25 protein-coding genes and 1 pseudogene are annotated in these 25908 nt (G+C 72.0%); 16 read left to right on the top strand and 10 right to left on the bottom strand.

Translation table 11 applies throughout. From position 1 onward, the window contains the following. Positions 1-19: 19 nt before the first annotated feature. Positions 20-250 carry a twin-arginine translocase TatA/TatE family subunit gene (locus ACFZBP_RS11540; protein ID WP_383443466.1) on the bottom strand — a complete coding sequence of 77 codons (231 nt, stop codon included), beginning with the start codon at positions 248-250 and terminating at the stop codon, positions 20-22. 159 nt (positions 251-409) lie between these two features. Between ACFZBP_RS11540 and ACFZBP_RS11535 the strand changes: the two genes are divergently transcribed. The 3 genes from ACFZBP_RS11535 to ACFZBP_RS11525 all read left to right on the top strand — a co-directional run bounded on the left by ACFZBP_RS11535 (position 410) and on the right by ACFZBP_RS11525 (position 3266). Further along, positions 410-799 (top strand): BlaI/MecI/CopY family transcriptional regulator, encoded by a 390-nt coding sequence (locus ACFZBP_RS11535; protein ID WP_383443470.1) that lies wholly within the window; start codon positions 410-412, stop codon positions 797-799. A gap of 6 nt (positions 800-805) precedes the next feature. Next, positions 806-1738 carry a M48 family metalloprotease gene (locus tag ACFZBP_RS11530; RefSeq protein ID WP_391412088.1) on the top strand — a complete coding sequence of 311 codons (933 nt, stop codon included), beginning with the start codon at positions 806-808 and terminating at the stop codon, positions 1736-1738. 139 nt (positions 1739-1877) lie between these two features. Continuing rightward, on the top strand, positions 1878-3266 hold the full coding sequence (locus tag ACFZBP_RS11525; protein WP_391412085.1) for an LCP family protein: 1389 nt from the start codon (positions 1878-1880) through the stop codon (positions 3264-3266). A gap of 70 nt (positions 3267-3336) precedes the next feature. On the opposite strand, the gene ACFZBP_RS11520 is transcribed toward ACFZBP_RS11525, so the two are convergent. Then, complete coding sequence (locus ACFZBP_RS11520) at positions 3337-3792, bottom strand: tellurite resistance TerB family protein (protein WP_383443479.1); 456 nt, start codon at positions 3790-3792, stop codon at positions 3337-3339. A 58-nt stretch (positions 3793-3850) separates the two neighbouring features. After that, positions 3851-4825, bottom strand: coding sequence for a sporulation protein (locus tag ACFZBP_RS11515; RefSeq protein ID WP_391412081.1), 975 nt, complete (start codon positions 4823-4825; stop codon positions 3851-3853). Positions 4826-5094: 269 nt separating this feature from the next. On the opposite strand from ACFZBP_RS11515, the gene ACFZBP_RS11510 reads away from it, so the two are divergent. The 6 genes from ACFZBP_RS11510 (at position 5095) to ACFZBP_RS11485 (ending at position 11022) form a co-directional block, all read left to right on the top strand. Then, a complete protein-coding gene (locus ACFZBP_RS11510) occupies positions 5095-6432 on the top strand; it encodes a CNNM domain-containing protein (RefSeq protein ID WP_391412079.1) in 1338 nt (445 codons plus the stop codon). After that, positions 6429-7454, top strand: coding sequence for a hemolysin family protein (locus tag ACFZBP_RS11505; RefSeq protein ID WP_383443488.1), 1026 nt, complete (start codon positions 6429-6431; stop codon positions 7452-7454). The genes ACFZBP_RS11510 and ACFZBP_RS11505 overlap by 4 nt, the downstream gene beginning before the upstream one ends. A 106-nt stretch (positions 7455-7560) precedes the next feature. Continuing rightward, complete coding sequence (locus ACFZBP_RS11500) at positions 7561-8694, top strand: acyltransferase family protein (protein ID WP_391412077.1); 1134 nt, start codon at positions 7561-7563, stop codon at positions 8692-8694. 187 nt (positions 8695-8881) lie between these two features. Continuing rightward, entirely contained in the window at positions 8882-9169 is a 288-nt protein-coding gene (locus tag ACFZBP_RS11495; RefSeq protein WP_391412075.1) for a DUF3040 domain-containing protein, read from the top strand. A gap of 155 nt (positions 9170-9324) precedes the next feature. Next, positions 9325-9459 (top strand): hypothetical protein, encoded by a 135-nt coding sequence (locus ACFZBP_RS11490; protein ID WP_383443497.1) that lies wholly within the window; start codon positions 9325-9327, stop codon positions 9457-9459. A 252-nt stretch (positions 9460-9711) separates the two neighbouring features. Continuing rightward, positions 9712-11022 carry a cation:proton antiporter gene (locus ACFZBP_RS11485; RefSeq protein WP_391412073.1) on the top strand — a complete coding sequence of 437 codons (1311 nt, stop codon included), beginning with the start codon at positions 9712-9714 and terminating at the stop codon, positions 11020-11022. Here ACFZBP_RS11485 and ACFZBP_RS11480 read toward each other — a convergent pair. Next, positions 10969-11175 (bottom strand): annotated as a pseudogene (locus ACFZBP_RS11480) (cation:proton antiporter regulatory subunit); the annotation flags it as partial. The gene ACFZBP_RS11485 and the pseudogene ACFZBP_RS11480 sit on opposite strands and share 54 nt — an antisense overlap. A 403-nt stretch (positions 11176-11578) precedes the next feature. Between ACFZBP_RS11480 and ACFZBP_RS11475 the strand changes: the two are divergent. After that, on the top strand, positions 11579-12022 hold the full coding sequence (locus tag ACFZBP_RS11475) for a hypothetical protein (protein WP_391412071.1): 444 nt from the start codon (positions 11579-11581) through the stop codon (positions 12020-12022). Between the two features lie 32 nt (positions 12023-12054). Here the strand turns inward: ACFZBP_RS11475 and ACFZBP_RS11470 are convergent, their stop codons facing one another. From ACFZBP_RS11470 to ACFZBP_RS11455, 4 genes are all read right to left on the bottom strand, one after another. Next, positions 12055-13608 carry an MFS transporter gene (locus ACFZBP_RS11470; RefSeq protein WP_391412996.1) on the bottom strand — a complete coding sequence of 518 codons (1554 nt, stop codon included), beginning with the start codon at positions 13606-13608 and terminating at the stop codon, positions 12055-12057. Positions 13609-13771: 163 nt separating this feature from the next. Beyond that, positions 13772-14581, bottom strand: coding sequence for an alpha/beta fold hydrolase (locus tag ACFZBP_RS11465; protein WP_391412069.1), 810 nt, complete (start codon positions 14579-14581; stop codon positions 13772-13774). An 87-nt stretch (positions 14582-14668) separates the two neighbouring features. Further along, a complete protein-coding gene (locus ACFZBP_RS11460; protein ID WP_391412066.1) occupies positions 14669-15322 on the bottom strand; it encodes a response regulator in 654 nt (217 codons plus the stop codon). After that, entirely contained in the window at positions 15319-16290 is a 972-nt protein-coding gene (locus ACFZBP_RS11455) for a histidine kinase (protein WP_391412063.1), read from the bottom strand. The genes ACFZBP_RS11460 and ACFZBP_RS11455 overlap by 4 nt, the downstream gene beginning before the upstream one ends. A gap of 278 nt (positions 16291-16568) precedes the next feature. Here ACFZBP_RS11455 and ACFZBP_RS11450 point away from each other — a divergent pair, with 278 nt between their 5' ends. From ACFZBP_RS11450 to ACFZBP_RS11435, 4 genes are all read left to right on the top strand, one after another. Then, the gene (locus ACFZBP_RS11450; RefSeq protein ID WP_217206942.1) at positions 16569-17039 is read left to right on the top strand and encodes a cation:proton antiporter regulatory subunit; all 471 of its coding nucleotides are present in this window, start codon (positions 16569-16571) and stop codon (positions 17037-17039) included. A gap of 3 nt (positions 17040-17042) precedes the next feature. After that, entirely contained in the window at positions 17043-18290 is a 1248-nt protein-coding gene (locus ACFZBP_RS11445) for a cation:proton antiporter (protein ID WP_383443514.1), read from the top strand. Positions 18291-18558: 268 nt separating this feature from the next. Continuing rightward, complete coding sequence (locus tag ACFZBP_RS11440) at positions 18559-19275, top strand: DUF1275 family protein (RefSeq protein WP_391412060.1); 717 nt, start codon at positions 18559-18561, stop codon at positions 19273-19275. Positions 19276-19294: 19 nt separating this feature from the next. Further along, entirely contained in the window at positions 19295-20767 is a 1473-nt protein-coding gene (locus ACFZBP_RS11435; RefSeq protein WP_391412057.1) for an aminotransferase class I/II-fold pyridoxal phosphate-dependent enzyme, read from the top strand. A gap of 72 nt (positions 20768-20839) precedes the next feature. On the opposite strand, the gene ACFZBP_RS11430 is transcribed toward ACFZBP_RS11435, so the two are convergent. Beyond that, complete coding sequence (locus ACFZBP_RS11430; protein WP_391412055.1) at positions 20840-22225, bottom strand: DHA2 family efflux MFS transporter permease subunit; 1386 nt, start codon at positions 22223-22225, stop codon at positions 20840-20842. Positions 22226-22298: 73 nt separating this feature from the next. Between ACFZBP_RS11430 and ACFZBP_RS11425 the strand changes: the two genes are divergently transcribed. Next, positions 22299-22520 carry a hypothetical protein gene (locus tag ACFZBP_RS11425; protein WP_217206949.1) on the top strand — a complete coding sequence of 74 codons (222 nt, stop codon included), beginning with the start codon at positions 22299-22301 and terminating at the stop codon, positions 22518-22520. Positions 22521-22724: 204 nt separating this feature from the next. Next, positions 22725-23714, top strand: coding sequence for an NAD-dependent epimerase/dehydratase family protein (locus tag ACFZBP_RS11420; RefSeq protein WP_391412052.1), 990 nt, complete (start codon positions 22725-22727; stop codon positions 23712-23714). On the opposite strand, the gene ACFZBP_RS11415 is transcribed toward ACFZBP_RS11420, so the two are convergent. Next, positions 23616-25868, bottom strand: coding sequence for an RICIN domain-containing protein (locus tag ACFZBP_RS11415; RefSeq protein ID WP_391412050.1), 2253 nt, complete (start codon positions 25866-25868; stop codon positions 23616-23618). The genes ACFZBP_RS11420 and ACFZBP_RS11415 overlap by 99 nt on opposite strands. Positions 25869-25908 lie beyond the last annotated feature (40 nt).

The following is a 25908-nucleotide window of genomic DNA, read 5'->3' as shown; positions in this document are numbered from 1 at the left end:
GGGGAGCGGGCTCCGACGGTCACTGTGGGTGCTGCTGAGTGCCCTGGGGCTTGGGGGTGTCCGGGTCGACGGTCTCCCCCTGGATCACCCGGGGCGCCGCCGGATCGTCCTCGTCCTTCATCGCCCGGGCCTCGGCCTTGAGGATGCGCGCCGACTTGCCCGCCGAGCGCGTCAGTTCGGGCAGCTTCTTCGCGCAGAGGACGGCTATGACGACGAGGAGGATGATCGCGAGTTCGCTCAGTCCGAACATGTGGGTCCTGTCCTTGGGGAGAGCCGGGCCTCTGAAATCTACAGCACTGTAGATTGGGTCGGGAACGGCTGCTGATTTTCCCGTGCCGTCTCTGCTTTCCTTACGATGTACCGCTCGATGTATCGCACATGACACAGGTCAGCGGAAGGGAGACAGGGCATGACGGATCACCGGCAGCGTTCCGGGCGCCGGGGACAGGGCGAGCTGGAGGCGCTGGTCCTGTCGGCGCTGCAGGAGGCGGACGGCCCGGCGACGGCCGGCTGGGTGCAGGAGCGGCTCGGCGGCGACCTCGCCTACACGACCGTGATCACGATCCTGACCCGTCTGCTGGCCAAGGGCGCGGTGACCCGGGAGCGCGCGGGCCGGTCCTTCGCCTGGACGCCCGCCTCGGACCAGGCGGGCCTCGCGGCGCACAGGATGCGCAAGGTGCTGGACGGCGAGAGCGACCGGGAGGCCGTCCTGGCCAGCTTCGTCACCGGCCTCGGGCCGGACGACGAGCGGCTGCTGCGTGAGCTGCTGGGTGAGTCCGGGAGCGAAGGGGAAGCCTGACACCTCATGGGGGTCTTCGTCTTTCTGCCGCTCGTCCTGCCGTTGACGGCATGGCCGATCGCACGCCTCGCCGAGCAGCACCTGCATCCCCGCACCGCGACTCGGCTGCTCACCGCGGTGGCCGCGGTGATGGCGCTGTGCAGCACGGTGTGCCTGGGCCTGGTGATGGTGGTGGGCACCGCCCAACTGCCGGGAAACCCGCTGCCCGACGGCTGGTCGGACCCCGAGGTGCGGGCCGCGGTGCCGTTCGACGAGGTCGTCGGCAAGGCGGCGATTCCGGCGCTGTGCGCGGTGGTCGCGGCCTGCGGGCGGACCCTGTGGCGGCACGGCCGGGTGCGCCACCAGGCCCACCGGGCGCTGGCGGGACTCCCGGCGACCGGAGTCGCCGTCCTCCCCGACGACGTGCCGTACGCGTACGCGCTGCCGGGTGGTCGCCGGGACCGCGTGGTCGTGACCACGGCCCTGCTGGACCGCCTCGAACCCGCCGAACGCCGGGCGCTGTTCGCCCACGAGCGCGCCCATCTGACCGCGCGGCACCACCGCTTCCTGCTCACCGTCCAACTGGCCGCACGGGCCAACCCGTTCCTGCGCCCGCTGCGCACGGCCGTGTCGTACATCACCGAGCGGTGGGCCGACGAAGAGGCCGCCCGAGCCGTCGGCAGCCGAAGGGCGGTGGCGTGCGCGATCGGCAAGGCGGCGCTGGTGTCCCAAGGCACTCCGATCGCCACGCTCGCGGGCTTCGCCGCGCCCGGACCGGTACCGCGCCGCGTGGCCGCCCTGCTCGGCCCCGCTCCGTCGGCGCGGCACTGGCCGTCGCTGTTCACCTCGGTGGGGATGGCGGCGTGGTGCGCGGCGGCGGGGACGGCCGTCTCGGCGATGTCGTCGGCGAACTCGGCGGTGACGATGGTCCTGATCCTGCGGGCGGCGACGCCTCTCTGATCGCCTCGGGCCGGGAGTGCGCGAGAAATTCGTGAGCTCCGGGCAACGGATGCCGCGAAGATCGTCGTCTGTTCATGGTGAGGGGGCCGGGGCCTTTCGGCCGTACCACTACGGACGTACATCTACAGAGGGGGCGCGGATGAGTGGAACAGGGCGGCGGCGACGTACGTCGAGCGGGGGCGCGGGGCGGACCAGGCTGACGCGGCGGGGGCGGATCCTGGCCTGGAGCGGGGGAGTGGCCTCGGTGGTCGTCCTCGGCGTCGCCGGGGTGGGCGCCTGGGTATACAACGACCTCGACAACAACATCAAGTCCGCCGACGTCGACGACAAGATCGGCGGCGACCGCCCCGAGAACCTCAGCCCGGGCTCGAAGAACATCCTGGTCGTCGGCTCCGACAGCCGCGACGGCGCCAACGCCGAGTACGGCAAGGACCTGGACACCATGCAGTCGGACACGCTGATGGTGCTGCACGTCCCCGCGAACCGGAAATGGGCCGCGGTCGTGTCGTTCCCGCGTGACTCGTGGGTGGAGATACCGGTGTGCGACAAGGGCGACGGAAGCAACTCCACGCTGCACCGCGCCAAGATCAACGAGGCGTTCGCGATCGGCGGCACCAGCGGCGAGGTCGCCGGGGCCGCCGCCTGCTCCATCAAGACGGTCGAGGCCAACACGGGCCTGCGCATCGACCACTTCATGTCCGTCGACTTCCAGGGATTCAAGGGCATGGTCGACGCCCTGGACGGCATCGAGGTCTGCCCCGAGCAGGCCATCCGCTCGAAGAAGGCCCGCCTCGACATGGCCGCCGGCTGCCAGACCGTCGAGGGCGAGAAGGCCCTCGGCTATGTACGGGTCCGCTACGGCGTCGGCGACGGCTCCGACATCGGACGCATCGGACGCCAGCAGGAGTTCATGAACGCCCTGGCCGAGAAGGCGCAGGACAAGCTGACCAACCCGAAGGCGCTGTACGGCTTCCTGGGGTCCGCCACCAAGTCCCTGACCACGGACCCGGACCTGGCCGGCATCAAACCGCTGTACGCGCTCGCCTCCGAGCTCAAGGGCATCCCGAGCGACCGACTGAGCTTCCTCACCGTGCCCAACTACCCGCGCGAGGCCGACGTGCCCACCGACAGGGCCAACGTCGTCTGGCAGTACCCGCAGGCCACCGACCTGTTCACCGCCCTGGCCAAGGACAGGGAGGTCGACAAGAAGCAGCTGGAGGCCGACGCCGAGAACCCCGTCTACGCCTCCTCCGTGCGCGTCCGGGTCCTCAACGGCACGGGAGTCTCGGGTCGGGCCGCCACCGTCGCCGAGAAGCTGGGCAGGGCCGGCCTCGGCGTCGCCGGTACGGGCAACGCCCCGCAGGACGCCGACAGGACGACGGTGACGTACCCGGCAGGCCTGGAGAAGCAGGCGGCGGCGCTGGCCGCCCGGCTGCCCGGCGTGCGGGCCACACAGGCGTCGGACGCCGCGGCGGGCGTGGTCACCCTGGTCCTCGGCAAGGACCTCGACCCCGACGACATTCGCTGACACACCGCGCCGGGCGGACACGGGTCGCGTCCGCCCGGCGCAGGCGCAGGCAGATGGGGAAGCCGTCCGATCAGAGGTCGAACTCGTGCGGCGGCAGGTCCAGCGCGTAGCACGCCTCGCGGACCACCGCACGCTCGTCCTTGTCGAAGTCGCCGTCCGCGCCGCCGATGACGATGCCGATCTGGATGACGGCGCGCGCCTCGGCGGGCTTCTTCTTCGCCTTGGCGATCTCCTGCAGCACGCTCACCCTGCCGAAGTCGAAGTCGGTGGTGAGCCGGTTCAGGTTCTCCTCGAACCGCCGGCGCAGATCGTCGGCGGGGAAGTTCTGCAACACCTCGTTACCGGCGATCAGTTGGGCCACGCGCTGCCGCTCGGAAGGGTCGACGGTGCCGTCGGCCGCGGCGACCAGTGCGCACATCGCCATGCTCGCGTCGCGGAAGGCGCCGCTCCTGAGGTCGTTCTTCTTCGCCACCAACTGGGTCTGCATCGTCGATGCGGACTCCTTGATGCGGTCCCACAGGGCCATGAGGGCTCCATACGTCGTTGACTTCTACAGTACTGTAGAAGTTACCAGGTGTCTGCGCTCAGCCCTCCTCGCCCTCCTCCTCCTCGCCCTCGAAGAAGTCCCCGACCTCGTCCACGACTTCCGCCGCCACCATGCCGCCGACGACACCGACCGCGAGTCCGGCCGCGCCCGCGGCGACGGCGGTGCCCATGCCGGGGCCGGAGCGGTGTCCCTCGTCGTGGTGGTCGTCATGGGCGGGTCCGTACGCGGCAGGGGAGCCGTACGCCGCCCGCTGCTCCGTCAGCTGCCTGATCCAGCCGTCGACTTCCGCGTTCCAGTCGCGGGAGTCGTGGTGGCCGACGGTGAAGCGGGTGAGCGCGTCGTGGCCGGAGGAGAGGAGGCCGCCGCGCTTGTCGGCCTCCAGGATCACCTCCATGCCGGCCGGGTTGGCGAGGAAGGTCACCTCGATCTCGTTCACTTGGTGCGCGTACCGCGGCGACGGGGTGATCTCGATCTCCTGGTAGAAGGGCAGCTGCTGACCCGTGCCCGCGATACGGCCGGACTCCAGGTCGGCCGACCTGAATCCGAAGCCCAGCTGCCCGAGCGCCTCCAGGACCGCCTCCTGCACGGGCAGGGGGCCGACGGTCAGCGGGTCCAGGTCGCCCTTGTCCTTCGCGCCCGCCACCGACACCTCGGTGCGCACACCGAGGACGACGCCCAGGGGCTGACCGTACAGTTCGGTGACCGGGGTCTCCCAGGGCAGCGGCACGCTGAACGCCACGGACCGCTCCTCGCCCTCGGCGAGCCGTAAAGCGCCGCCGACCGTGCACCGTTCGAAGGCGACGGCGCCCTCGCTCTCGCCCTCCTCGTGTTCGGCCTCGACCCGCGCCACCAGCTCCAGGGTGATGTGCTCGATGTCGAAGTCGGCGTGCCCGCCCCTGAGATGGACCTGGCCGGTGAGCGTGCCGCCGGGGCGGACGGGGCCCGGGTCGAGGATCGTGTCCACCGTGGGGCCGCCCACGCCGAGCGAGCCGAGCAGTCGTTTGAACACCATCGTGGCGTTCACTCCTTCACGTGCGTACGTGTGTATCCGTGGGAACAACCGGGAGTGCCGGATCGTTCTCTACAAGCGAGTAGAAGCATAGGGTGGTCGGGCCTGCCGAAGGGCCGACGCCCCGTGCAGTCAAGAACCGAGAGGCCCTGCCGAACCGGGATGTCCGTCCGACCGAGAAGGAGACACGAGCCCGCGATGGGTGAGCCTCCCAGTACCAGCCGTGCCACACCCCGCCCGCCGTACGCGCACGAGGGAACGGGGGTGGCACGGTGACCGAGGTCCTGCTGCTCCTGCTGGCCCTCCTGCTCACTCTGGCCTGCGCCGTGTTCGTCGCGGCCGAGTTCTCGCTGACCACCGTCGAGCGCGGTGAGCTGGAGCGCGCCGCCGAGGCCGGCGAGCGCGGCGCCGAGGGCGCGCTGAAGGCCGTACGCCGGCTGACCTTCCAGCTCTCCGGAGCCCAGCTCGGCATCACCGTCACCTCCCTGGTGATCGGCATGCTCGCCGAACCGTCGCTCGCGGCGCTGCTCGGCGGCCCGCTCCAGGCGCTCGGCCTGGGCGGGGCCGCCCCGTCCGTGGCGACCGTGCTGGGCGTGGTCGTCTCCACCGTCGTGCTGATGGTGATCGGCGAGCTGGTGCCGAAGAACTGGGCGATCTCCCGGCCGCTCGCGGTCGCGAAGGTGGTGGCGGGCCCGCAGCGCGGCTTCACGGCCGCCTTCGGCCCGTTCATCCACCATCTGAACAACACCGCGAACCGTGTCGTACGGCGCATCGGCCTGGAGCCCGCCGAGGAGCTGGACTCCGCCCGCAGCCCCGAGGAACTCGTCGCGCTCGCCCGGCACTCGGCGGCCCAGGGCGCCCTGGAGCCCGACTCCGCCGAGCTGTTCGTCCGCGCCCTGCACCTGGGCGAGCTGACCGCACAGAACGTCATGACCCCACGGGTCGACGTCAAGGCACTCGAAGCGCACGCGACGGCCGCCGACGCGGCCAACCTCACCCACGCCACCGGCCTGTCCCGCTTCCCCGTCTACCGCGACAGCCTCGACGAGGTCATCGGCACCGTCCACATCCGCGACGTCCTCGCCCTGGAACCCGGGCAGCGGCTCCTCACACCGGTCACCGACCTGGCCACCGAGCCCCTCCTCGTCCCCGACAGCCTCACCGCCGACCGGCTGCTGGAGCGCCTGCGGGCCACCCGCACCATGGCCGTCGTCATCGACGAGTACGGCGGTACGGCGGGCGTGGCCACGATGGAGGACATCGTGGAGGAGGTCGTCGGCGAGGTCCGCGACGAGCACGACCCCGTCGAGGCTCCCGACCTGCAGCCCGCCCCGGCGACCCACGACGGCCGCGCGGTGTGGGAGGCGGACGGCGGCGTACGCCTCGACGAGCTCGCCGCGATAGGACTGACCGCGCCGGACGGCCCGTACGAGACGGTCGCCGGACTGATCGCCACCCGCCTCGCCCGGATCCCCGCCAAGGGCGACCTGCTCGACCTGGACGGCTGGCAGCTCGACGTCCTCGACGTCGACCACCACCGCGCCGACCGCGTCCGCATCACCGAACCGGCCCTCGCACGGTCCGCCGAACTCGCGGAGGACGCCCCATGACCGCCCTGCAACTCGCCATCGGCGCCCTCACACTGCTGACCAACGCCTTCTTCGTCGGCGCCGAGTTCGCCCTGGTCTCCGTGCGCCGCAGCCAGATCGAACCCCGTGCCCGCGAGGGCGACAAGCGGGCGCGGATGACGCTGTGGGCCCTGGAGCACCTGTCCGCGATGATGGCCACCGCCCAACTCGGCATCACCGTCTCCTCGCTGGTCCTCGGCGCGGTCGCCGAACCGGCCATCGCGCGTCTGCTGGAGCCGGGCTTCGAGGCCGTCAGCCTGCCGCACGCCCTGGTGCACCCGGTCGCGTTCGTGATCGCGTTGACCGTGGCGACCTATCTGCACATGCTGATCGGCGAGATGGTGCCGAAGAACATCGCCCTGGCCGCCCCGGTGACCAGCGCGCTGCTGCTCGGCCCGCCCCTGGTGGCGCTCACCCGGGCCCTGCGGCCCTTCGTGTTCGGCATCAACGCCTTCGCCAACGCCCTGCTGAAGCTGCTGCGCGTCGAGCCGAAGGACGAGGTGGAGGCCGTCTTCACCGACGACCAGCTGGCGCGCATGGTCGTCGAGTCCGGCGAGGCCGGGCTGCTGACCCCGGCCGACGGCGAGCGCCTGCGGGACGCCCTGGAGCTGGGCACCCGGCCGGTGGGCGAGATCCTCGTCCCGGCGCGGCGCATGCGCACCGTCGACCACACCGTCACCCCGGCCGGGCTGGAGCGCGTGGCCGCCGACGCCGGCTACTCCCGTTTCCCGGTCACCGGCGACGAGGGCGCCCTCCTCGGCTATCTGCACATCAAGGACACCCTGGGCGTCGCCGACCGCGAGCGGCCGTTCCCGGCGGGCGCCCTGCACCCGGTGACCCGGGTCCGTATCGACACCCCGCTCGACGACACCCTCACCGCCCTGCGCGCCGAGGGCAGCCATCTCGCGGCCGTCCTGGGCGAGGGCGGCAAGGTGATCGGGTTCGTGACGATGGAGGACGTGCTCTCGGAGCTGGTCGGCGGCCCCGCCCCGGCCGCCGCGTGACCGGTGGGCCACTCCGTGCGCGCCCCCGCACGGAGTGGCTCATACGTGTGCGTCGGCCGACGGTGTGGTTGAACCGGCACCGGGAGATGTGCTTAGGGTGCTGGCGATGTCCGCTGACGCCACACCCGTAACCACTGTCACACGCGCACCGGAACGACGGCAGCGGCCGCTGTCGTCCGCAAGGGCGGGTGAGAGACGGGCCGAGCAGCGGGACCCGTTTCTCGACAACGCCAAGTACCTGGCGATCCTGCTGGTGGCGGTGGGCCACGCCTGGGAGCCGCTGCGGGACGGCAGCCGGACCGTCACCGCGCTGTACATGCTGGTGTACGCCTTTCACATGCCGTTGTTCGCGGTGATCTCGGGCTACTTCTCGCGCGGTTTCGAGGCGGAACCGCGCGGGATCGGACGCCTGCTGAGGCGGGTGGCGGTTCCCTATCTGGTCTTCGAGGTGGCGTACACCCTCTTCACACGGTGGACCAGCGAGGATCCCGACCGGCCGATCAGCCTGCTGGACCCGCTGTACCTGACCTGGTTCCTGGCAGCGCTGTTCATCTGGCGGCTGACGTCCCCGGTCTGGCGGCTCCTCCGCTGGCCACTGCCCCTCGCGCTCGCCGTCGCCATGCTCGCCACGCTCTCGCCGTCGATCGGCGACGACCTCGGTCTGCAACGGGTCCTGCAGTTCCTGCCGTACTTCGTGCTGGGCCTGCTGCTGCGGCCGGAGCACCTCCGGCTGGTCCGCCGCCGGGCGGCACGCGTCCTGGCGGTGCCGGTCGTCGTGTGTGCCCTCGCCGTCGCGTACTGGGCGGTCTCGTGGATGAACTACGCCTGGTTCTTCCACAGCGAGAGCGCCGAGGAACTGGCCGCGCCGGCCTGGTACGGCCCCGTGATGACCCTGGCCGCCTTCGGCTGCTCCGTCTCCCTGGTCGCCTGCTTCCTCGCCTGGGTGCCCGGGCGACGGACGTGGTTCACCGCGCTGGGCGCCGGCACGCTGTCCGGCTTCCTGCTGCACGGCTTCGTGGCCCAGGCCGCCAAGTACTGGAACTGGTACGAGCCCGCCTGGATCCGGCAGCCCGTCGGTGAGATCACCGTCACGCTGGTCGCCGTCGCCGTCATGACCGTGCTGTGCGCGCCCGCCGTTCAGCGCCTCTTCGCCCGGGTGACGGAGCCACGGGTGCCGTCGGCAGGGTTCGTGCAGGTCCTTCGTCGAGCGTTTGTGCGTGTGCGCCGACAGGAAGGATGACTGATGGGCGCAGTGGCGGGAGTGGGCGGGAGCGGCGAGGCGCCCCCGACCGGCAGACGCGTGGTACGCCGACAGCCTGCCTGACCTTGTGCACGACGCGCGGCGTCGGAGAAGCCACCCATGGCCCATCAGCCCACCGTCTCTCAACCGCCCCTGGACGGTGACGGTCTTCAGGGAAGGAGGAGCCATGTCCCACCCCGACGACGAGCGTCTGGTCGCTCTCGAGGCACGCCTCGCACGTGACGATCCCCGGTTCGCCGAGGCCCTGCGCGCCGGGCGCCCCGCACCGCCCCGCGAGTACCGGCGTACCGGGGCGTGGTGGCTGCTCCTGACCGCCCTGGCCGTACTGGTCACCGGCGTCGTGCTGCCCGACGGCCTGCTCATCGCCACCGGCCTGGTCCTCGCCGGTATCGCCGTGCAGTTGCTCGACCCCCATCGCGCCCGCCCGGAGCGGCGCCTTCCGCCGTACTTCTGACGCCCCGGCAGGCCGGTGATTCAACGTCCCTACGATGATCGGCTGTTGGGGTGCGCTAGAATCCTTTACCAAGCTCTTACGCTCCGTTGAGCGAGGGCTCGCTCGGTCGTTGGGGTGGTCGTCGCCGAATTCCGGCCGGCGTGAGGGGGCGTGGGATGGGCAGAGTCGTCTCTGTGCACGTCGACGTCCCCGTGCGCGTCGACGTCCCGGTCCGCGTCGAGAACGCCGCCCGCGACGGCGTCCCTGATACCGACAGCGCCCCCGACCCGGCCAGGCGCCCCGCGCGCTGACCAGCGCCCCGCCCCGCCCTGCCGCCGGGGCGCCACAACCCCATCGCGCCGCCCCCTGAGCCCTCGCGCTCCGTTCCGGGGCACCGGCCTCGACACCTGTCAGGCCGGGCGACGCCATGAATCCCACCGGTCCCGGCCACGGCACGCGTACCGGCGACAGCACCCAACGGCCCGTCCGGAGCTCACGCCCGGCCGCCTGCACCCGCAACAGGCACAGACGCCGCCGAACCCGATCACGGAGGTCCGACGCCCGTGCACAACACCGCTGCCATGCTCATCGAACTCGGGGCGATCATCCTCGTGTTGGGACTGCTGGGCCGCCTCGCCGGCCGGGTGGGCTTCTCACCCATACCCCTGTACCTGCTCGCCGGACTCGCCTTCGGCCACGGCGGCATCCTCCCCCTCCAGGCCAGCGAGGAGTTCGTCGCCACCGGCGCCGAGATCGGCGTCATCCTGCTGCTGCTCCTGCTCGGCCTGGAGTACAGCGCCTCCGAACTGGTCGACACCCTCAAGACCCAATACCCCTCCGGCGCCGTCGACTTCGTCCTCAACGCCGCCCCCGGCGCCGCCATGGCCCTGCTGCTCGGCTGGGGACCCGTCGCCGCCGTGGCCCTCGCCGGAGTCACCTGGATCTCGTCGTCCGGCGTCATCGCCAAGGTCCTCGGCGACCTGCGCCGGCTCGGCAACCGCGAGACGCCCGTCGTGCTCGGCGTACTGGTCCTGGAAGACCTCTCCATGGCCGTCTACCTGCCGATCCTCACCGCCCTGCTGGCCGGGGTGAGCCTCGCGGGCGGCGCCGTGACCCTGCTGATCGCCCTCGGCACGGTCGGCGCCGTGCTGTACGTGGCACTGCGGCACGGGCGCCTGATCAGCCGTGCCGTGTCCTCGGACAGCGCCGAGATGCTGCTGCTGGTCGTCTTCGGCCTCACCCTGCTCGTCGCGGGCATCGCCCAGCACCTCCAAGTGTCGGCCGCGGTTGGGGCGTTCCTGGTCGGCATCGCCCTGTCCGGCGAGGTCGCCGAAGGGGCCGGCAACCTCCTCACGCCGCTGCGGGACCTGTTCGCCGCGGTGTTCTTCGTCTTCTTCGGCCTGCACACCGACCCCGCGGACATCCCGCCCGTGCTGCTGCCCGCCCTCGCCCTGGCCACCGTGACCACCCTCACGAAGATCGCCACCGGCTACTGGGCCGCCCGTCGCGCCGGGATCTCCTCGAAGGGACGCTGGCGGGCCGGTGGAACCCTGGTGGCACGGGGCGAGTTCTCCATCGTCATCGCCGGACTCGCCGTCGGCGTCGAGCCACGCATCGGTCCGCTGGCCACGGCCTACGTCCTGATCCTGGTCGTCCTCGGCCCGCTCGCCGCCCGCTGGACCGAGCCGCTCGCCCGCCGCCTCACCCGCTCCGCCCGCCGGCGGCGACCGGCGCTCGCCGCCGGCCGGTCACTCCCGGCCGAGGATGCCGGCGGCCGCGTCCACGCCCTCGCGGGTGCCGATTACGATCAGGATGTCGCCGCCGGCCAGCCGGAAGTCCGGCCCGGGGGAGGGGATCGCCTCGGCGCGCCGTAGGACGGCCACGATGGACACGCCGGTCTCGGTACGCATCCGGGTGTCGCCCAGGACCCGCCCGTTCCAGTGCGACAGCGACGACAGCTCGATCCGCTCGGCCACCAGGCCCAGTTCGGTGGTGGACAGCAGGTTCGGGCTGTGGTGCGCCGGCATCAGGGCGTCGATGAGGGCCTCGGCCTCGCCCGACGTCATCCGCACCGACAGCGCGGACGCGTCCGGGTCGTCCCGCCGGTAGGCGTTCAGCGTCCGCGTTCCGTCCCGGTGGGCGACCACCGACAGGCGACGCTGCTCGCGCGTGGTGAGGTCGTAACGGACCCCGATGCCCGGCAACGGCGTACGGCTCAGACGCGTGACCCCCACGGCTGCCCCCCTGACTGGTTCGGGTGTTTCTTCGGTCGACGTTCGGTGACACCCTAACGAGCGCCCGGAGTTGACCGTGGGGAAGGCGGCCGCGGGAAGCCTGGGACAATGGGCGGGCCAGGATCCGCGGCACCGATGCCGGGGGACCGGAGTCCCGTCTCCGTCCGCATCGGGGAGATGGGGAGGGAACGTCAGCATGATCGAGTGGGTGTCCGTCAGCAGCGGTGCCAGGCCGGTCCCACGGCCCGTCGCCACCCCGCTGGTCTGGGCCGCGGCGTGCGGCGGGGCGCTGCTGCTGGTGGCACTGCTCAACTCCGTCGTCGGCACCGACCGCCCCGGCCTCGCCCTGGCCGTGCTCTCCCTGCTCGCCGCCCTGCTCGGCCTGTGCGCCCGCTTCACCGCGGCCCCCGGCACCGCCCTGCTGTGCTGGCTCTTCCTCAACGGCTTCGCCATCCCGCCCGCCGGCATCCTCACGTGGGTGGCGCACCGCGACACCTTCTGGCTGACCTGCCTGCTCGTCGCCGCCCTCGTCGGCACCGGCCTGGCCCGCCTGCTCCACGCCCGCGCGGCCTACCGCCGCCTCACCGCCGCCACGGGTTCCACCGCCACGGAGCCCGGCGACCCACCGTACGACATCTGACGGACACCGTTGGTCGGGTCGACGGCCCGACGTCAGGTGCCGGTGCCCGGGTCGGGGCGGCTCGCCGGGGTCGGGGATTCTTCCGGTTGCTCGGGTGTCACCGCGCGGCCGCCCGGGTGGCGAAGGGCGCAGAGGAAGGCGATGCCCAGGGCGATGGCCATGCCGTAGAACACCCACTGGTTGGCCTCGGCGAAGTCCATGCGGATCGCGCTCATCGCGTCGCGCATCGTCGTCGCGGCGGGGCCCGTGCCGGTGGGCGGGGCGGCGTCGCCGTTGCCCGTGACGGAGTCGGTGATGTCTCGGGCGACGTCGTGTGCCACGTTCGGGGGCAGGCCCCGGGATTCCAGGGTGTTGACCACGTTGGTGTGGGTGACATGCGTCAACACGGTGCCGAGGACGGCGAGACCGACGCTCGCCGCGAAGTTGCGCACGGTCTGGGTGATGCCCGTGACCTCACCGTAGGAGGCGCCGATGGAGCGGTTGACGGCGTCCGTGGAGGCAGGGGCGAGGATGAAGCCGATGCCGGCGCCCGCGAGGGCCGCGTAGGGCCACTGGTCGTGCATGCTCAGATCGGTGAGTTCGCCCGCCCACAGGGCGAACCCGACGCAGCCCACGACGGTGCCGATCTTCAACGCCGGGCGCGCGCCCTGCTTGTCGAGGATCCGGCCGCCCCACTGCGAGGCGATGGCGAACCCCGCGAAGAAGTACAGCAGGAACAGGGCCGCCTGGTTGGGGGAGGCGCTCAGACAGACCTGGGCGTACACGGAGGCGAAGAAGAACAGCGGGACGAAGGCCAGCATCGAGAAGAACAGCACCGCCGCGTCCACGCTGAACGCCTTGTCCTTGAAGACCCGCAGATCGATCAGTGGATGGCGGACACGGCGCTCGTACGCGACGAACACGCCGAGCACCACGAGGCCGCCCACGACGCAGATCCACGTCGCCGCGCTGTCCCAGCCCCAGGACCACGCCTGTTGGAAGCCGAGGACGCTCAGACCCATGCCGACGGCGATGAGCACGGCGCCGCGCACGTCGAGGGTGCCGGCGCGCCGCCGGTCGGAGACGTGGGCGAGCGCGGTGAGGACCAGGGCCACCACGGCCACCGGGACGTTGACCCAGAACACGGCGCGCCAGGTCCAGCCCGTGAGCCAGCCGCCCAGGAGCGGCCCGATGGCGGTCAGCGCGCCGGAGAGCCCGAAGAACAACGCCAGCGCCCGGCCCCGCCGGTCGGGCGGGAACACCGCGACCACCACGGCCAGCGCCGCGGGGAAGAGAAGCGCCGCGCCGAAGCCCTGCGTGGCCCGGAAGGCGATCAGCCAGCCCTGCGCCACGTCGCCCCTGGGGACGCAGCCGCACAGCACCGACGAGACGACGAACACCAGCGTGCCGACCACGACCACCCGGCGCGGCCCGTAGAGGTCCGCGAGACGCCCGCCCAGGGCGAAGAACGCGGCCAGCGCGAGCAGATAGGCGTTGACGACCCACTGCATCCCGGACGCCGACAGCCCCAGTTCACGGACGATGTCGGGGGCGGCGATGGCGACGATGGTCTGGTCGATGAACGTCATCGCGACCGCGAACATCATCGCCGTGAGCGCCACCGTCTGTCGTGGTGCCGAGCGGGGTGAGGACGCGGTCTCGCCACGTCGCAAGTACGTGCCACTCACCCGTCCAGTCTGCGCCCGACCGGGCGACGCCGCATCACCGAAGAACCGGGCAGGCGTCCCTGGCCCACCTACCCGGTCCTGGTCAGCCGCGCGCCTCGACCTGGCGCCAGAAGGCGTCGATACGGGCGTTGAACAGGTCCGGAACCTCCTGGAAGGGCTGATGGGCCTCGCCGGGCAACACCTCGAACCGGGCGCCCGGGATCCGCTGCGCGACCTCGCGGCCGAAGCGCGGCGGCGTGGCCAGGTCGAGTTCGCCGGCCATGACGAGGGTCGGGACGGCGATCTGCGGCAACCGGTCGAACGTGTCATGGCCGAGGAACGACGCCAGTTGGCCCTGGAAGGCTTCCACCGACTGTGGGTGGGGGAAGGCCAGCGTCTCCTCGATCAACCGGTCGACCGTGCCGTCGGCGTGGGCGCGGGGCGTGTAGATCCACAGGTAGAACGCCTCGAGCATGGCGCGTTCGCTCGGCGCCCTCTCGACCATCCAGCGCCAGAAGCCCGCCATGGCACGGAAGTAGGCGTCCGGGCGGGCCACCGTGCTCATCAGGACGAGGCTGCGAACCAGGTCGGGGTGACGGATCGTCAGTTCCTGGGCGATGAAGCTGCCGCCCGAGAATCCGGCGACGTGGGCGGCCGGGACATCGAGCGCACGCAGCAGTGCGGCGGCGTCGTCGGCCATCCGCGCGACGGTGACGGACTCCTCGGGTGAACGCGTACGCCCGGCACCGCGGTTGTCGAAGGCGGTCACCCGGTAGCGGTCCGACAGACCGTCGAGTTGCGCCTGCCAGGCCTCGGCCGGGTCGCCGAGCCCGGCGATGAGCAGGACGTCGGGTCCCTTGCCCCGGCGCTCGACCCAGATCTCGACACCGTCAGCGTTGACCATTTCGCCCATGTCGTGGCCTCCTGGATGGCAGTGGCGCCACTCCCACCGTCGCACGGGCCGAGCGGGACCGCCCGGAGTGCTCCGCCGGACCAGGCCCTAGGGTTCGATGAGGCCGACGCGGATGGCGTACCGGGTGAGTTCCAGACGGTCCCGCAGGCCCAGCTTCTGGAGCAGGTTGGCGCGGTGCCGTTCGACCGTCTTCACACTGATCACCAGGAGACGGGCGATCTCCTTGGAGGAGTGGCCCTCGGCGACGAGTTTGAGGATCTCCTCCTCGCGTTCGGTGATGGGGCGCGCGGGCAGCCGGGCGCCTGAGCGGGCGCGGTCGAGGTAGGTACGGATGAGGGCGGACTCGGCGCCGGGGTAGATGAACGGCTCGTCGCGCAGGGCGGCCCGGCAGGCCCCGACCAGGTCGCGGTCGGCGACGGACTTCGGGACATAGCCGGAGGCGCCGGCCTTGAGCGCTTCGAAGAAGAACTGCTCGTTGTCGTACATCGTCAGCATCAGCGTGCGCAGCCCCGGACGGATGCGGGCCAGCTCACGGGCGGCCTGCAAGCCGGTCAGGCGGGGCATGGAGATGTCCAGGACGGCCAGGTCGACCTCGCCGTCCCGGACCTTGGCGATCGCCTCCGCGCCGTCGGCCGCCTCGGCCACCACCGTCAGGTCCGGTTCGGCGTCGAGGATGAGGCGGACGCCGCGGCGCACGAGCGCGTGATCGTCGGCGAGCAGGATGCGGGCCGGTGCGGTCATCGCACGACCTCCCGGGGACGGTGGTCGGCCGTACGGCCGGTCACGTTCAGCCGTATCTCGGTGCCGCCCCCCGGGAGCCGACCGATGGTGAGGTCGGCTCCGACGAGGAGGGCGCGCTCCCGCATACCGCTGATGCCGGCGCCCTCGGGTGCGGTACCGATGCCCCGGCCGTCGTCGCGCACGAGCAGGGCCACCCGGGAGTCCGGCAGCGGACGCAGATGGACCTCGACGCGCGTGGCTCCGGCGTGGCGCGCGGTGTTGGTGAGGCCTTCCTGGGCGATGCGGTAGAGGACGAGTTCGGTGGCCGGGTCGAGCGGCGGCAGGCCCGGCGCGATATGGGCCGTCGCGCTGAGACGGGAGTTCGTGAACTCGGTCGTCAGCGCGCGCAGGGCGCTGTGCAGACCGAGCTCCTCCAGGACGCCGGGACGCAGCCGTCGGCCGATACGCCGGATCTCCTCCAGACCGGCACGGGTGGTCTCCTGCGCCTGACGGAGGTCGGCCCGCACCGCGTCCGGGGCGTGGTCGGCCGTGTGCCTCAGCTGGAGCAGTACGGCGGTGAGGGTCTGCCCGACCTCGTCGTGGAGCTCCTGGGCGAGCCGTTGACGCTCGGCCTCCTGAGCGGACAGGGCCCTGCCCGAGCTCGTGGCCCGCTCCGCCTCCAGCCGGGCGAGCATGGCGTTGAAGGCCGCGGTGAGCCCGGCGATCTCGCCGGGTCCGGTGACGGTCGTACGACTGCCGGGTCTGAGGAGGTCCGCGGTCGCCATCGCCCGGGTCAGCCGGGCCAGCGGCGCGAGGCCGATCCTGAGCAGCAGGGCGTCAGCGATCAGCATCACCACCAGGCCGGCGAGCAGAACCAGCGCCTCGCCGGGCAGGACCGGGGTGGAGACGGTGACGGGACCGAGGAGCAGCAGGACCGCGGCGACGAACACCGCCGCGTTGAGAAGGAAGATCCGCCAGTACAACGTCATGATCGCGTTCCCCTCCCGGTGGCCCTCACCTCCACTGTCTCCTGCCGTCGCGGACCGGCCGGCACCGGGTCCCGACCCGGGACGGGGCCCACTGCCCCGCACCACTCTGACCGCTGTGGACGCCGCCCGTCCATCCGTGCTGACACCCATGTTCCGGGTCTGTTCGCACCTGGCACGATGACCTTCGCCGCGGTGGTCCCACAGGTCCGTTCCGCCGCGCGCCGCACGACCGTCGCAACGAAATGAACAGGGAGGGAGGGGTTGTGCCCGCTCCGCGGATGAGCACCACACCCTTGCCGGGTATCGGTGTCCAGTACGACCTCACCACGCGCGAACACCGCCATCTGTCGGTGATCGCGCACCGGGACGGAACCCGGACGGTGAACGTGTACCGGCCCGACGACCCGGACGCGTGCGCCCAGTCGCTGCGTCTGACGGAGCCGGAGGCCGCCTCCCTGATCGACGCGCTGACCCCCTCCCACCACAGCCCGAACCTGCTGTCCACGACGGACCTGGGACTCGTGGCGGAGCGCATAGAGCTGTCCGCGGCCTCCTACTGGAACGGACGGGTCCTGGGCGACACCCGTATGCGCACCGAGACCGGCGCCTCGCTCGTCGCGGTGCTCCGGCGGGCCCAGGCGATCCCCTCGCCGACGCCGGACTTCCGGCTGGCCGGCGGTGACATCCTGATCGTGATCGGCACCCGCGAGGGTGTGGAGGCGGCCGCCGAGATACTCGGGCGGGACTGAGCGATGCACTCCTCCGCGATCTTCCTGATCGAGTTCGGCGCGATCATCCTCGGACTCGGCCTCCTCGGCCGACTGGCCGGGCGCCTGAAGTTCTCCCCCATACCCCTCTACCTGCTGGCCGGGCTCGCCTTCGGCGAGGGCGGTCTGCTCCCGCTCGGCACCAGCGAGGAGTTCGTGGCGATCGGCGCCGAGATCGGCGTCATCCTGCTGCTGCTCATGCTCGGCCTGGAGTACACGGCCAGCGACCTCGTCTCCAACCTCAAGACCCAGTACCCGGCCGGCCTCGTCGACGCCGCGCTCAACGCGCTGCCCGGCGCCGCGATGGCCCTGCTGCTGGGCTGGGGCCCGGTCGCCGCCGTCGTCCTGGCCGGCGTCACCTGGATCTCCTCCTCCGGCGTCATCGCCAAGGTCCTCGGCGATCTCGGCCGGCTCGGCAACCGCGAGACCCCGGTCATCCTCAGCATCCTGGTCCTCGAAGACCTCTCCATGGCCGTCTACCTGCCGATCCTCACCGCCCTGCTCGCCGGCGCCGGGCTCGCGGCGGGCAGCCTCACCCTCGCCATCGCCCTCGGTGTGGCCGGCCTCGTCCTGCTGCTGGCCGTCCGCTACGGACGCCACATCTCCCGCTTCGTCTCCAGCGACGACCCCGAGAAGCTGCTGCTCGTCGTCCTCGGCCTGACCCTGCTGGTCGCGGGGATCGCCCAGCAGCTCCAGGTGTCGGCCGCGGTGGGCGCGTTCCTGGTCGGCATCGCCCTGTCCGGCGAGGTCGCCGAGGGGGCCCACAACCTCCTCGCCCCGCTGCGGGACCTGTTCGCGGCGGTGTTCTTCGTCTTCTTCGGCCTGCACACCGACCCCGCGAGCATCCCGCCCGTGCTCCTGCCGGCCCTCGCGCTGGCCGTCGTCACGGCCGCCACGAAGATCGCCACCGGCTACTGGGCCGCCAAACGCGCCGGGGTGGGCGTCAAGGGCCGCTGGCGCGCCGGCGGCACGCTGGTGGCCCGCGGCGAGTTCTCCATCGTCATCGCCGGCCTCGCCGTCACCGCCGGCATCGAGCCGTCCCTCGGCCCGCTGGCCACCGCCTACGTCCTGATCCTGGTCGTCATCGGCCCGCTCACCGCCCGCTTCACCGAACCGGCCGCCGCCTGGGTCACCCGCCGCCGCACCCTGTCGGTACCGCGTCAGGCGGAGGCGCCCGCCCAGGAGGAGGCCCCGAAGGCGGTCCAGGGCAACGGTCCCGTCGGCCCGGCATGAGCGACCACAAGCGACCACACCTGGGGCTGATCGGCGGGGCCCCGGCCCCACCTCGGCGATGAGCCGGTTGTTTTCGGGATGGTGCGCCAGTGGGCAGGGCCGGAGCCCTCGTCACGCTCATGATCAGCACCCAGAAGGGCGCTCGACGCCCTGGTACGGCGGGCCGACTGAGCGAATGTCGGGGACCTCCGGCGTCGAGTCACGGCCGGTGGGCCGTGTCCTGGGCGACCGTGGACGGGGCGTCGACCGCCGGAGGAAGGGATGGCGTATGTCCGCACCGGTGCCGGTCTCGGTGGCGGCTCGGTCCGATCCGCTGCCGAAGGCGCTGATCGCCCTGACCGCGGTCACCGGGATCGTGGACGCGGTGGCCTTCCTCGGGCTCGGGCAGGTCTTCACCGCCTTCATGACGGGCAACATCCTCTTCCTCGGTTTCGCGGTCGCCGGGGGTGAGGGGCTGACGCCTCCGGGTTCCCTCACGGCGTTGGCCGGGTTCGGGGTGGGCGCGGTGGCCGGCAGTCGTCTCGGGGCCGCCACGGCCGCCCGCCCGCGCCGGTGGCTGATGGCCTCGGCCACCCTCGCGGCCGCACTGCTCGTGGCCGCGGCGCTGACCGCGATCGGCCTCGAGACGGTACGGGGCGGCCTGGCGCCGCGACACTATGCCGTGATCGCGCTGACGGCGCTGGCCATGGGAGTGCGCAGCGCGACGATGTGGCGGCTCGGGGCGGGCCTGAACACCACCCTGGTGACCGGCACGCTCGTCACCTGGATCAGGAAGTCGGCGATGGGGGGCGGCACTCCGGACACCTCCCAGGCCTCCCGTGTCGCCGCCCTGGTCGCGGTCTTCGTCGGCGCCGCCGTCGGCACCCTGCTGCTGCGGGCGGGCCTGACCGTGGCGCTGTCGGTCGCCGCGGCGGGGGTCCTGGCCGGCATCGGGGGGTACCTCGCCCATCCTGCGTCCCGACGGAGTGAGGCATGCGCGAGGTGACCCTGGGAACTCCGCAACGATGCGTGCCGACCATGACGAAGCGCCCGTACTGGACGCCCTCTCCCGCTACCACGAGGTCGACGAGCTGGGCTTCAGTCCGCCCGGTCACAAGCAGGCGCGCGGCGCCGACCCCAGAGCCAGGGCCGTCCTCGGCGACGCCGTCTACTTCGGCGACGTGCTGGCCGACGGAGGTCTGGACGACCGCCTGTTGCGGGGCCGGGTGCTGGAGCGGGCCGAGGAGCTCATGGCGGATGCCGTGCACGCCGAACACACGTTCTTCTCCACCTGTGGCAGCTCCCTGTCCGTGAAGGCGGCCATGCTCACGGTGACCTGCCCGGGCCACAGCCTGCTCGTCGGCCGGGACGCCCACAAGTCCGTGGTCGCCGGGCTCATCCTGTCCGGCGTCCGGCCGGCGTGGGTCGAACCGGAGTGGGACGCGGAACGCAACCTCGCCCATCCACCGTCGGCCGCCTCCTACGACAAGGCGTTCACCGAGCATCCCGATGCCGACGGCGCGCTCGTCACCAGCCCCACGCCGTACGGCTCGGCGGCCGACCTGCGTGGCATCGCCGAGGTCTGCCACCGCCACGGCAAGCCCCTGATCGTCGACGAGGCATGGGGAGCACACCTGCCCTTCCACGACACGTTGCCGTCCTGGGCCATGGACGCGGGCGCCGACGTCTGCGTCACCAGCATCCACAAGATGGGCAGCGGCCTGGAACAGGGCTCGGTCTTCCACCTCCAGGGCGACTTGATCGACCCCGTCGAACTCGCCGCCCGCGCCGACCTGCTCGGCACCACCAGCCCCAACGTCCTGCTGTACGCCGGGATCGACGCGTGGCGCCGGCAGATGGTCCAGCACGGCCGTGAACTCATGGACCGGGCGCTCTCCCTGGCCGCGCGCACCCGTGCCGCGATCGAGGGCATCGACGGTTTCCACGTCAACGACGCGGCGGACTTCTGCGGTCCCGGACGGGCCGCCGAATTCGACCCGCTCCCGGTCGTGATGGACATCGCCGCCCTGGGCACCAGCGGCTACCGGGCCGCCGACTGGCTGCGCGAGCACCACCACGTCGACATGCACCTCTTCGACCACCGGCGCATCAGCGCCCAGCTCACCCACGCCGACGACGACCGGACCACCGACCGTCTGCTCACCGCCCTGCGCGACCTGGCCGACCACGCCGACGAACTGCGTGACGCACCCCGTGTCGACGTGCCGGCGCCGGCCGACCTGCGCATGGAACAGGTCCGGCTGCCCCGCGACGCCTACTTCGGCGACCACGCGGACGTACCCCTGGACAAGGCCGAGGGCCGGGTCGCCGGCGAGATGATCACGCCGTATCCGCCCGGCATCCCCGCCATCCTCCCCGGCGAACTCCTCACCGAGCCGGTCCTGCGCTACCTGGCGACCGGCGTCCGGGCCGGTATGAACCTGCCCGACGCCGCGGACAAGCAGCTGAGCACCGTCCGGGTCGTCGTCGAGGACTGACGGCCGGGCCGGCGGACGTGGAGTGCCGACCGAGCCGGAACGCCTCGCGTTTCTCCCCGCACGCCTACGTCCCTACGTCCCTTCGGGCCTGCCCGGCACGCACCGCCACGCGAGGACGGCGGCGCCGAGGTAGGCGAGCGCGCCGACGGCCATGCCGGTGCGCAGTCCGGTGTCGAAGTCGGTGGCCGAGGCGAGCAGGCTGCCGCCGAGGGCCACACCGGTGGCGCTGCCGATCTGACGGGTGGTGTTGAACAGGGCCGAGGCCGCCCCCGAGTACGCCGGGGGAGCGGCACCCATCACGGTGGCGGTCGAACCGGTGAGGGCGAAGGAGGTACCGAACCCCGCGGCCATCATCGGGGCCACCAGCAGCGCGTAGGCGGAGTCGGCCCCCGCGGCGGCCCAGCCGGCCAGCCCCAGGGCGGCCAGGAGCATGCCGCAGACCACCAGCGGACGGTCGCCGGTGCGGCCGCTCAGCCGCGCGGACAGCACGGACGCGAACATGGTCATCGCCACCGCCGGGAACAGCGCGAGCCCGGTATCGAGGGCGCTGAAGCCCCGGTGGTGCTGGAACGTCAGGCTCGCGGTGAACACCATGCCGTAGAAACCGAGGTTGAACAGCAGGCCGATGACGGCCCCGCCGCTCATCGCCCGTGAGCGCAGCAGCCCCAGCGGAAGCACCGGGGACCGGGCCAGCCGCTCGCGCACCACGAACGCCACGCCGGCCAGCACTGCCAGGCCCATCCCGGCGAGCACCACCGGATCGGACCAGCCGCGCCGCCCGGCCTCGTTGAGCGCCCCGGTCAGCAGCGCCACCGCCGCCACGACCGCGCACTGCGCCGGCCAGTCCAGGACCCGGTCGGCGCGCCGGGGCGAGCGGGCCACGTGCCGCAGCGTCAGCGCCAGGCAGACCGCGCCGACGGGCAGGTTGACGAGGAACACCCAGCGCCAGCCCACCGTGGAGACGAGCAGCCCGCCCAGCAGCGGCCCCGCGGAGGCCGCGATGCCCGCCATCGAACCCCACAGCCCGAAGGCCCGCGACCGTGCGGCCGCCCCGGGATACGCCTGTTGGAGCAGCGCCAGGGAGCCGGGCACGATCAGTGCCGCACCGAGCCCCTCCACCAGCCGGGCCACCACCAGGAAGGGCGCGTCCGGCGCGAGCGCGCACGCGGCCGAGGCCGCGGTGAACACGGCCACGCCCGAGCAGAAGACCCTCCGGTTGCCCAGCCGGTCGCCGAGCGCGCCACCGGTCAGCAGGAACCCGGCGAAGACCAGGGTGTAGCCGTCGGTGATCCACTGGATTCCGGTGAGCGACGCCGACATCTCACGGCCGATCACCGGCACGGCGACATTGATGACCGTCACGTCCAGGATCACCATGAAGTACCCGGCGCACACCGCCAGCAGCGGTGCCCAGGAGCGACGCTCGGACTCCGGGTCCGACTCGGCAGGGCCGTTCATCCCGAGGCCACCGTAAGGGACATATGCCGCCCCCCCACATGCGGGGGAGCGCCCCACCCCGCACCCTGGTGCCATGGCCAGTGCGCAACCCGTCGTCGTCTACCCGCCCGCCGTGGACGGCGGGCGGCGCGTACGGGTCGACGACCAGTTCCTCGGGATGGCGTACGGCCTGCTGGACGTGGCCGAGTTCCTGCGCCGGGCCGGTATCGAGGGCGCGGACCCCGACTACGTGCGGCAGACGGGGCTGATCGAATGGCGCGGCGGTGGCCCGGACGTGTGGGATTCCGGCGCCTAGCCGAGGTCCAGCCTGCTGTGCACCAGCCGTGCGAAATGGTTCAGGGTGCGGTCGCTGGTCATCAGTTCGGCGGCGGCGAGGCTGACCTCGAAGTGTTCCTTCCTCGGGGTCGCTGTGCAGCACGGCGGCGGTCAGGGCCGTGCCGCAGATCGACCGCACCCGGCTCGCCGCCTCCGCCGCCAGGCACCTGCCGGGGTCCACGCGATGAGGGCACTGGTCACCGGCGGGAGCGGCTTCCTCGGCCGGGAGAGCTGCCGGCAACTCGTCGCCCGGGGCACCACGGTGTCGTCCCTCAGCCGCCGCCCCCAGCCCCGCCCCGGAGAGCCTCGACATCCGGCAGCACCAAGGAGACCTCGCCGATCTCTCCGCCGTCTCCCGGGCGCTCGCCGGCTGCGACGCCGTCGTCCACAACGCCGCCCTCGCCGGCGTCAGCGGCCCCTCCTGCCGTACTGGAACACCAATGTGCGGGGCACCCGCCACGTCATCGCCCAGTGCCGCGCCCACGGGATCGGCACCCTGGTCCACACGCCCACCGCCAGCGTCGTATTCCAGCCCGGCGGCCTGCGCAACGCCGACGGAAGCTGCCCCTACCCCGAGCGGCACCTGGCCGCCTACCTGCGTACCAAGGCCCGGGCCGAAGCTCTCGTCCCGGCCGCCAACGGCCCCGGCCTGGCCGCCGTAGCGCTGCGCCCGCACATCATCTGGGGCCCCGGCGACCCGCACTTCGCACCGGCCCTGGCACGGGCCGTGCGCGCGGGCCGGCTGGTGATGCCCGGCGAGGGCGCCAACCTCGTAGACACCACCCACCTGCGCACCGCCGCCCACGCGCACCTGCTCGCCCTGGACCGGCTCCGGCAGGGCGGCCCCCTGTCGGAGGCCGCGCCTACTTCATCACCCAGGACGACCCCCGCGCCCTGCAGGGCCACCTGGTGCACCGTACCGACAGCGCCGGCCCGGGCGGCCGCGGCCACCCGCGAGAACGTCCTGCGCCTGACCGGACGCACCCGCACCCACGCGCTCAGCCGTTTCCGATCACCTTCGAAGCCGGCATCGCGGCGCTCAACCGAGCCGCTGAGCCCGGCGATTCCGTGGGCCTCACGGGTAGCTCACCAGATTGGCCACGGTGGTGGACGAGTTGGAGGGTCCGCCGCGGTCGTTGATGACGTGCCGGATGGTCCCGGTGCCACCGAGTGAGACGGTCACCATGTTCCGGAAGCGGACGTCGGGTCTGTTCGGCACCTCGAAGGCGTGCTCGGCGGTGACGGACGGGTTGGCGTTGAAGAAGCAGTAACTGCCCAGCCCGTACGCCTGATGGCTGGTCACGGAGTCCGCGACCTTGTAGGCGGCGTATCCCTGGGTGGAGCCGTTCATCCAGGCTGCCTGGTTCGGCGGGTCGTAGGGCATCTCGTTCTGGTAGAAGTACGTCCGCCCGCCGTCGCCGTTCCAGATCGTCTGGTGCTTCTGGTAGTGCTCGACGAACAGGCCGTACATGGTGACGTCGTCGCCGTTGACGACGAGCCCGGTGTCGGCGGTGTTGGTGTTCCAGCCGATGCCGTTGCCGTGGTCGCCGCGCCAGATCCACATGTGGTCGCCGATGACATGGTCGCTGTTGACGACGAGGCTGGTGGTCGCCCTGCCGACGGCAGCCCCGCCGACGCGGAAGTACACGTCGTGCAGCGAGGTCGGGTTCGCCGCGTGGGAGGCCGAGGCGCCCGCCGGGCCGATCTCCACCAGGGTCCGGGAGTTGGTGGTGCCGGCGTCGAAGAGGACGCCCGCGATCTTCACCCCGTCGACGTCGGCGACGGTCATGGCGGTGACGCCGTTGTCGGGGACGAACGTCGCGAGGCCGAGACCGAGGACCACGGTGTCGGGGCGGGTCACCCGCAGGGTCTGGTCGAGGTGGTAGACACCGGGTGTGACCAGGAGGTTCTTGCCGTCGGCGAGGGCGGCGTTGAGCTGCGCGGCGGTGGCGCCGGGCTTGACGACGTGGAACTGGTCGATGCCGAGCGAGGTGCCGGGGGCGTTCCCGTTCGCCCAGGTGGTGGCCGTGGAGTCAGTGCGCAGGGAGGGCACGAACACCCGGTAGGCGCCCGCGTCGTCGACGTACAGGAAGGGCTTCTCGCGTACGGTCGGGGTCCGGTCGACCGTCGTGTAGGGCGGGTTGGGGAAGGTACTGCCGGGCACGCCCTGGCTGCCGACGAAGACCATGTTCCAGTTGGATCCGGTCCAGCTGCCGAGCTGGGAGTTGCGGGTCAGCCACTGCTGCTGGGTGCCCGAGCGGACCTGGCCGTCGATCTTCGTGTCGGCCATGAATCCGCCGCTGGACCAGCCCCCGTCGCTGAGTTCGAGGTTGCCGCGCACGTGCATGCGACGGTACCCGGACGCCTGCGAGACCGCCCACCGGTCGGTGCCGTCCGTGGGGTTCACCGACAGGTTCTCGGCGCCGCGCCAGAAGTTCTGGGTGGCGTTCTGCGGCGGGAACCAGTCGGCCTCGACGTGCACGGCCCCGTTGACGGTGACCGAGTCGGGGGACTGGCCGAGGCCCAGGACCTGGGTGTAGAAGCCGACGTTGACGTCGTTGCTGTACGTGCCCGGTTTGAACATCACCGCGTAGCGCTGCGAGCCGAACTGGTTCGTCTCCTGCTGCCGGAAGATCGAGTCCAGCCGGCTCTGGATCGTGGACGAGGGCATCGACGGATCGAAGACGGCCACGTTGGGGCCGAGGTCGACGTCCCCCGGGGCGGTGCTCACCGGCGCGACCCGGAAGCGCTGGGCGGCCGTGCCGTTGCAGGTGTACTGCACCAGCTGGACGCTGTCGGCCGTCGAGGCGGACGGGACGTCGAGGCACTTGCCGCTGTGCCGGTTGACGAAGTGATAGGCGCCCCCGCCCTCGTCGACGGCCTGCCACTGCTGGTTGTTCCCGCCGCCGTACGTCCACAGGTGTACGGCCGCGTTGTCGGCCGTGGACACGTCGCTCACGTCCACCACCTGCCGGACGTCGTTGCGATTGCCGATCCGCACGAAGCCGTCACTGGTCGGTGTGAAGCTCCACTGCTGGGCGGTGCTGTCGTTGCAGGAGTACTGCTGCACCGCGGTGCCGTTCACGGTGCCGGCCGCCCGTGCGTCCAGGCACTTGCCGCTGCCGCTGTTCACCACCGTGGACCAGCTGGTGGGCAGGGCGGCGGCGGACGAGGCGGCCTGTTGGGCGGATGCCTGGGTGGGCTGGAGGGCGGTGAGGAGCGAGGCGGCTGTCGCCGCGGCGACGAGGGCCGCGGTCAAGGGGCCACGGGTGCGGGCCCGGCGTGGGCGGTGGCGGCCGCCGGTGGCTGGTCGCGGGGTGGGGGGCATGGTTTCTCCTGGGGAGGCCTGACCTGCGCATGACACGTGG

Origin of the sequence: Streptomyces sp. NPDC008086 (genome assembly GCF_042957325.1) — a bacterium.
Lineage (GTDB): Bacteria > Actinomycetota > Actinomycetes > Streptomycetales > Streptomycetaceae > Streptomyces.
The sequence above is the reverse complement of the archived record's forward strand: the minus strand, read 5'-3'. Positions and strand labels throughout refer to the sequence as shown.

Excerpts from the sequence above, each read along its gene's own strand:
- ACFZBP_RS11540 (WP_383443466.1), bottom strand. The coding sequence starts at position 250 with ATGTTCGGACTGAGCGAACTCGCGATCATCCTCCTCGTCGTCATAGCC.
- ACFZBP_RS11535 (WP_383443470.1), top strand. The coding sequence starts at position 410 with ATGACGGATCACCGGCAGCGTTCCGGGCGCCGGGGACAGGGCGAGCTG.
- ACFZBP_RS11530 (WP_391412088.1), top strand. The coding sequence starts at position 806 with ATGGGGGTCTTCGTCTTTCTGCCGCTCGTCCTGCCGTTGACGGCATGG.
- ACFZBP_RS11525 (WP_391412085.1), top strand. The coding sequence starts at position 1,878 with ATGAGTGGAACAGGGCGGCGGCGACGTACGTCGAGCGGGGGCGCGGGG.
- ACFZBP_RS11520 (WP_383443479.1), bottom strand. The coding sequence starts at position 3,792 with ATGGCCCTGTGGGACCGCATCAAGGAGTCCGCATCGACGATGCAGACC.
- ACFZBP_RS11515 (WP_391412081.1), bottom strand. The coding sequence starts at position 4,825 with ATGGTGTTCAAACGACTGCTCGGCTCGCTCGGCGTGGGCGGCCCCACG.
- ACFZBP_RS11505 (WP_383443488.1), top strand. The coding sequence starts at position 6,429 with ATGACCGCCCTGCAACTCGCCATCGGCGCCCTCACACTGCTGACCAAC.
- ACFZBP_RS11500 (WP_391412077.1), top strand. The coding sequence starts at position 7,561 with ATGTCCGCTGACGCCACACCCGTAACCACTGTCACACGCGCACCGGAA.
- ACFZBP_RS11495 (WP_391412075.1), top strand. The coding sequence starts at position 8,882 with ATGTCCCACCCCGACGACGAGCGTCTGGTCGCTCTCGAGGCACGCCTC.
- ACFZBP_RS11490 (WP_383443497.1), top strand. The coding sequence starts at position 9,325 with ATGGGCAGAGTCGTCTCTGTGCACGTCGACGTCCCCGTGCGCGTCGAC.
- ACFZBP_RS11475 (WP_391412071.1), top strand. The coding sequence starts at position 11,579 with ATGATCGAGTGGGTGTCCGTCAGCAGCGGTGCCAGGCCGGTCCCACGG.
- ACFZBP_RS11470 (WP_391412996.1), bottom strand. The coding sequence starts at position 13,608 with ATGATGTTCGCGGTCGCGATGACGTTCATCGACCAGACCATCGTCGCC.
- ACFZBP_RS11465 (WP_391412069.1), bottom strand. The coding sequence starts at position 14,581 with ATGGGCGAAATGGTCAACGCTGACGGTGTCGAGATCTGGGTCGAGCGC.
- ACFZBP_RS11460 (WP_391412066.1), bottom strand. The coding sequence starts at position 15,322 with ATGACCGCACCGGCCCGCATCCTGCTCGCCGACGATCACGCGCTCGTG.
- ACFZBP_RS11455 (WP_391412063.1), bottom strand. The coding sequence starts at position 16,290 with ATGACGTTGTACTGGCGGATCTTCCTTCTCAACGCGGCGGTGTTCGTC.
- ACFZBP_RS11450 (WP_217206942.1), top strand. The coding sequence starts at position 16,569 with ATGAGCACCACACCCTTGCCGGGTATCGGTGTCCAGTACGACCTCACC.
- ACFZBP_RS11445 (WP_383443514.1), top strand. The coding sequence starts at position 17,043 with ATGCACTCCTCCGCGATCTTCCTGATCGAGTTCGGCGCGATCATCCTC.
- ACFZBP_RS11440 (WP_391412060.1), top strand. The coding sequence starts at position 18,559 with ATGTCCGCACCGGTGCCGGTCTCGGTGGCGGCTCGGTCCGATCCGCTG.
- ACFZBP_RS11435 (WP_391412057.1), top strand. The coding sequence starts at position 19,295 with ATGCGTGCCGACCATGACGAAGCGCCCGTACTGGACGCCCTCTCCCGC.
- ACFZBP_RS11430 (WP_391412055.1), bottom strand. The coding sequence starts at position 22,225 with ATGAACGGCCCTGCCGAGTCGGACCCGGAGTCCGAGCGTCGCTCCTGG.
- ACFZBP_RS11425 (WP_217206949.1), top strand. The coding sequence starts at position 22,299 with ATGGCCAGTGCGCAACCCGTCGTCGTCTACCCGCCCGCCGTGGACGGC.
- ACFZBP_RS11420 (WP_391412052.1), top strand. The coding sequence starts at position 22,725 with ATGAGGGCACTGGTCACCGGCGGGAGCGGCTTCCTCGGCCGGGAGAGC.
- ACFZBP_RS11415 (WP_391412050.1), bottom strand. The coding sequence starts at position 25,868 with ATGCCCCCCACCCCGCGACCAGCCACCGGCGGCCGCCACCGCCCACGC.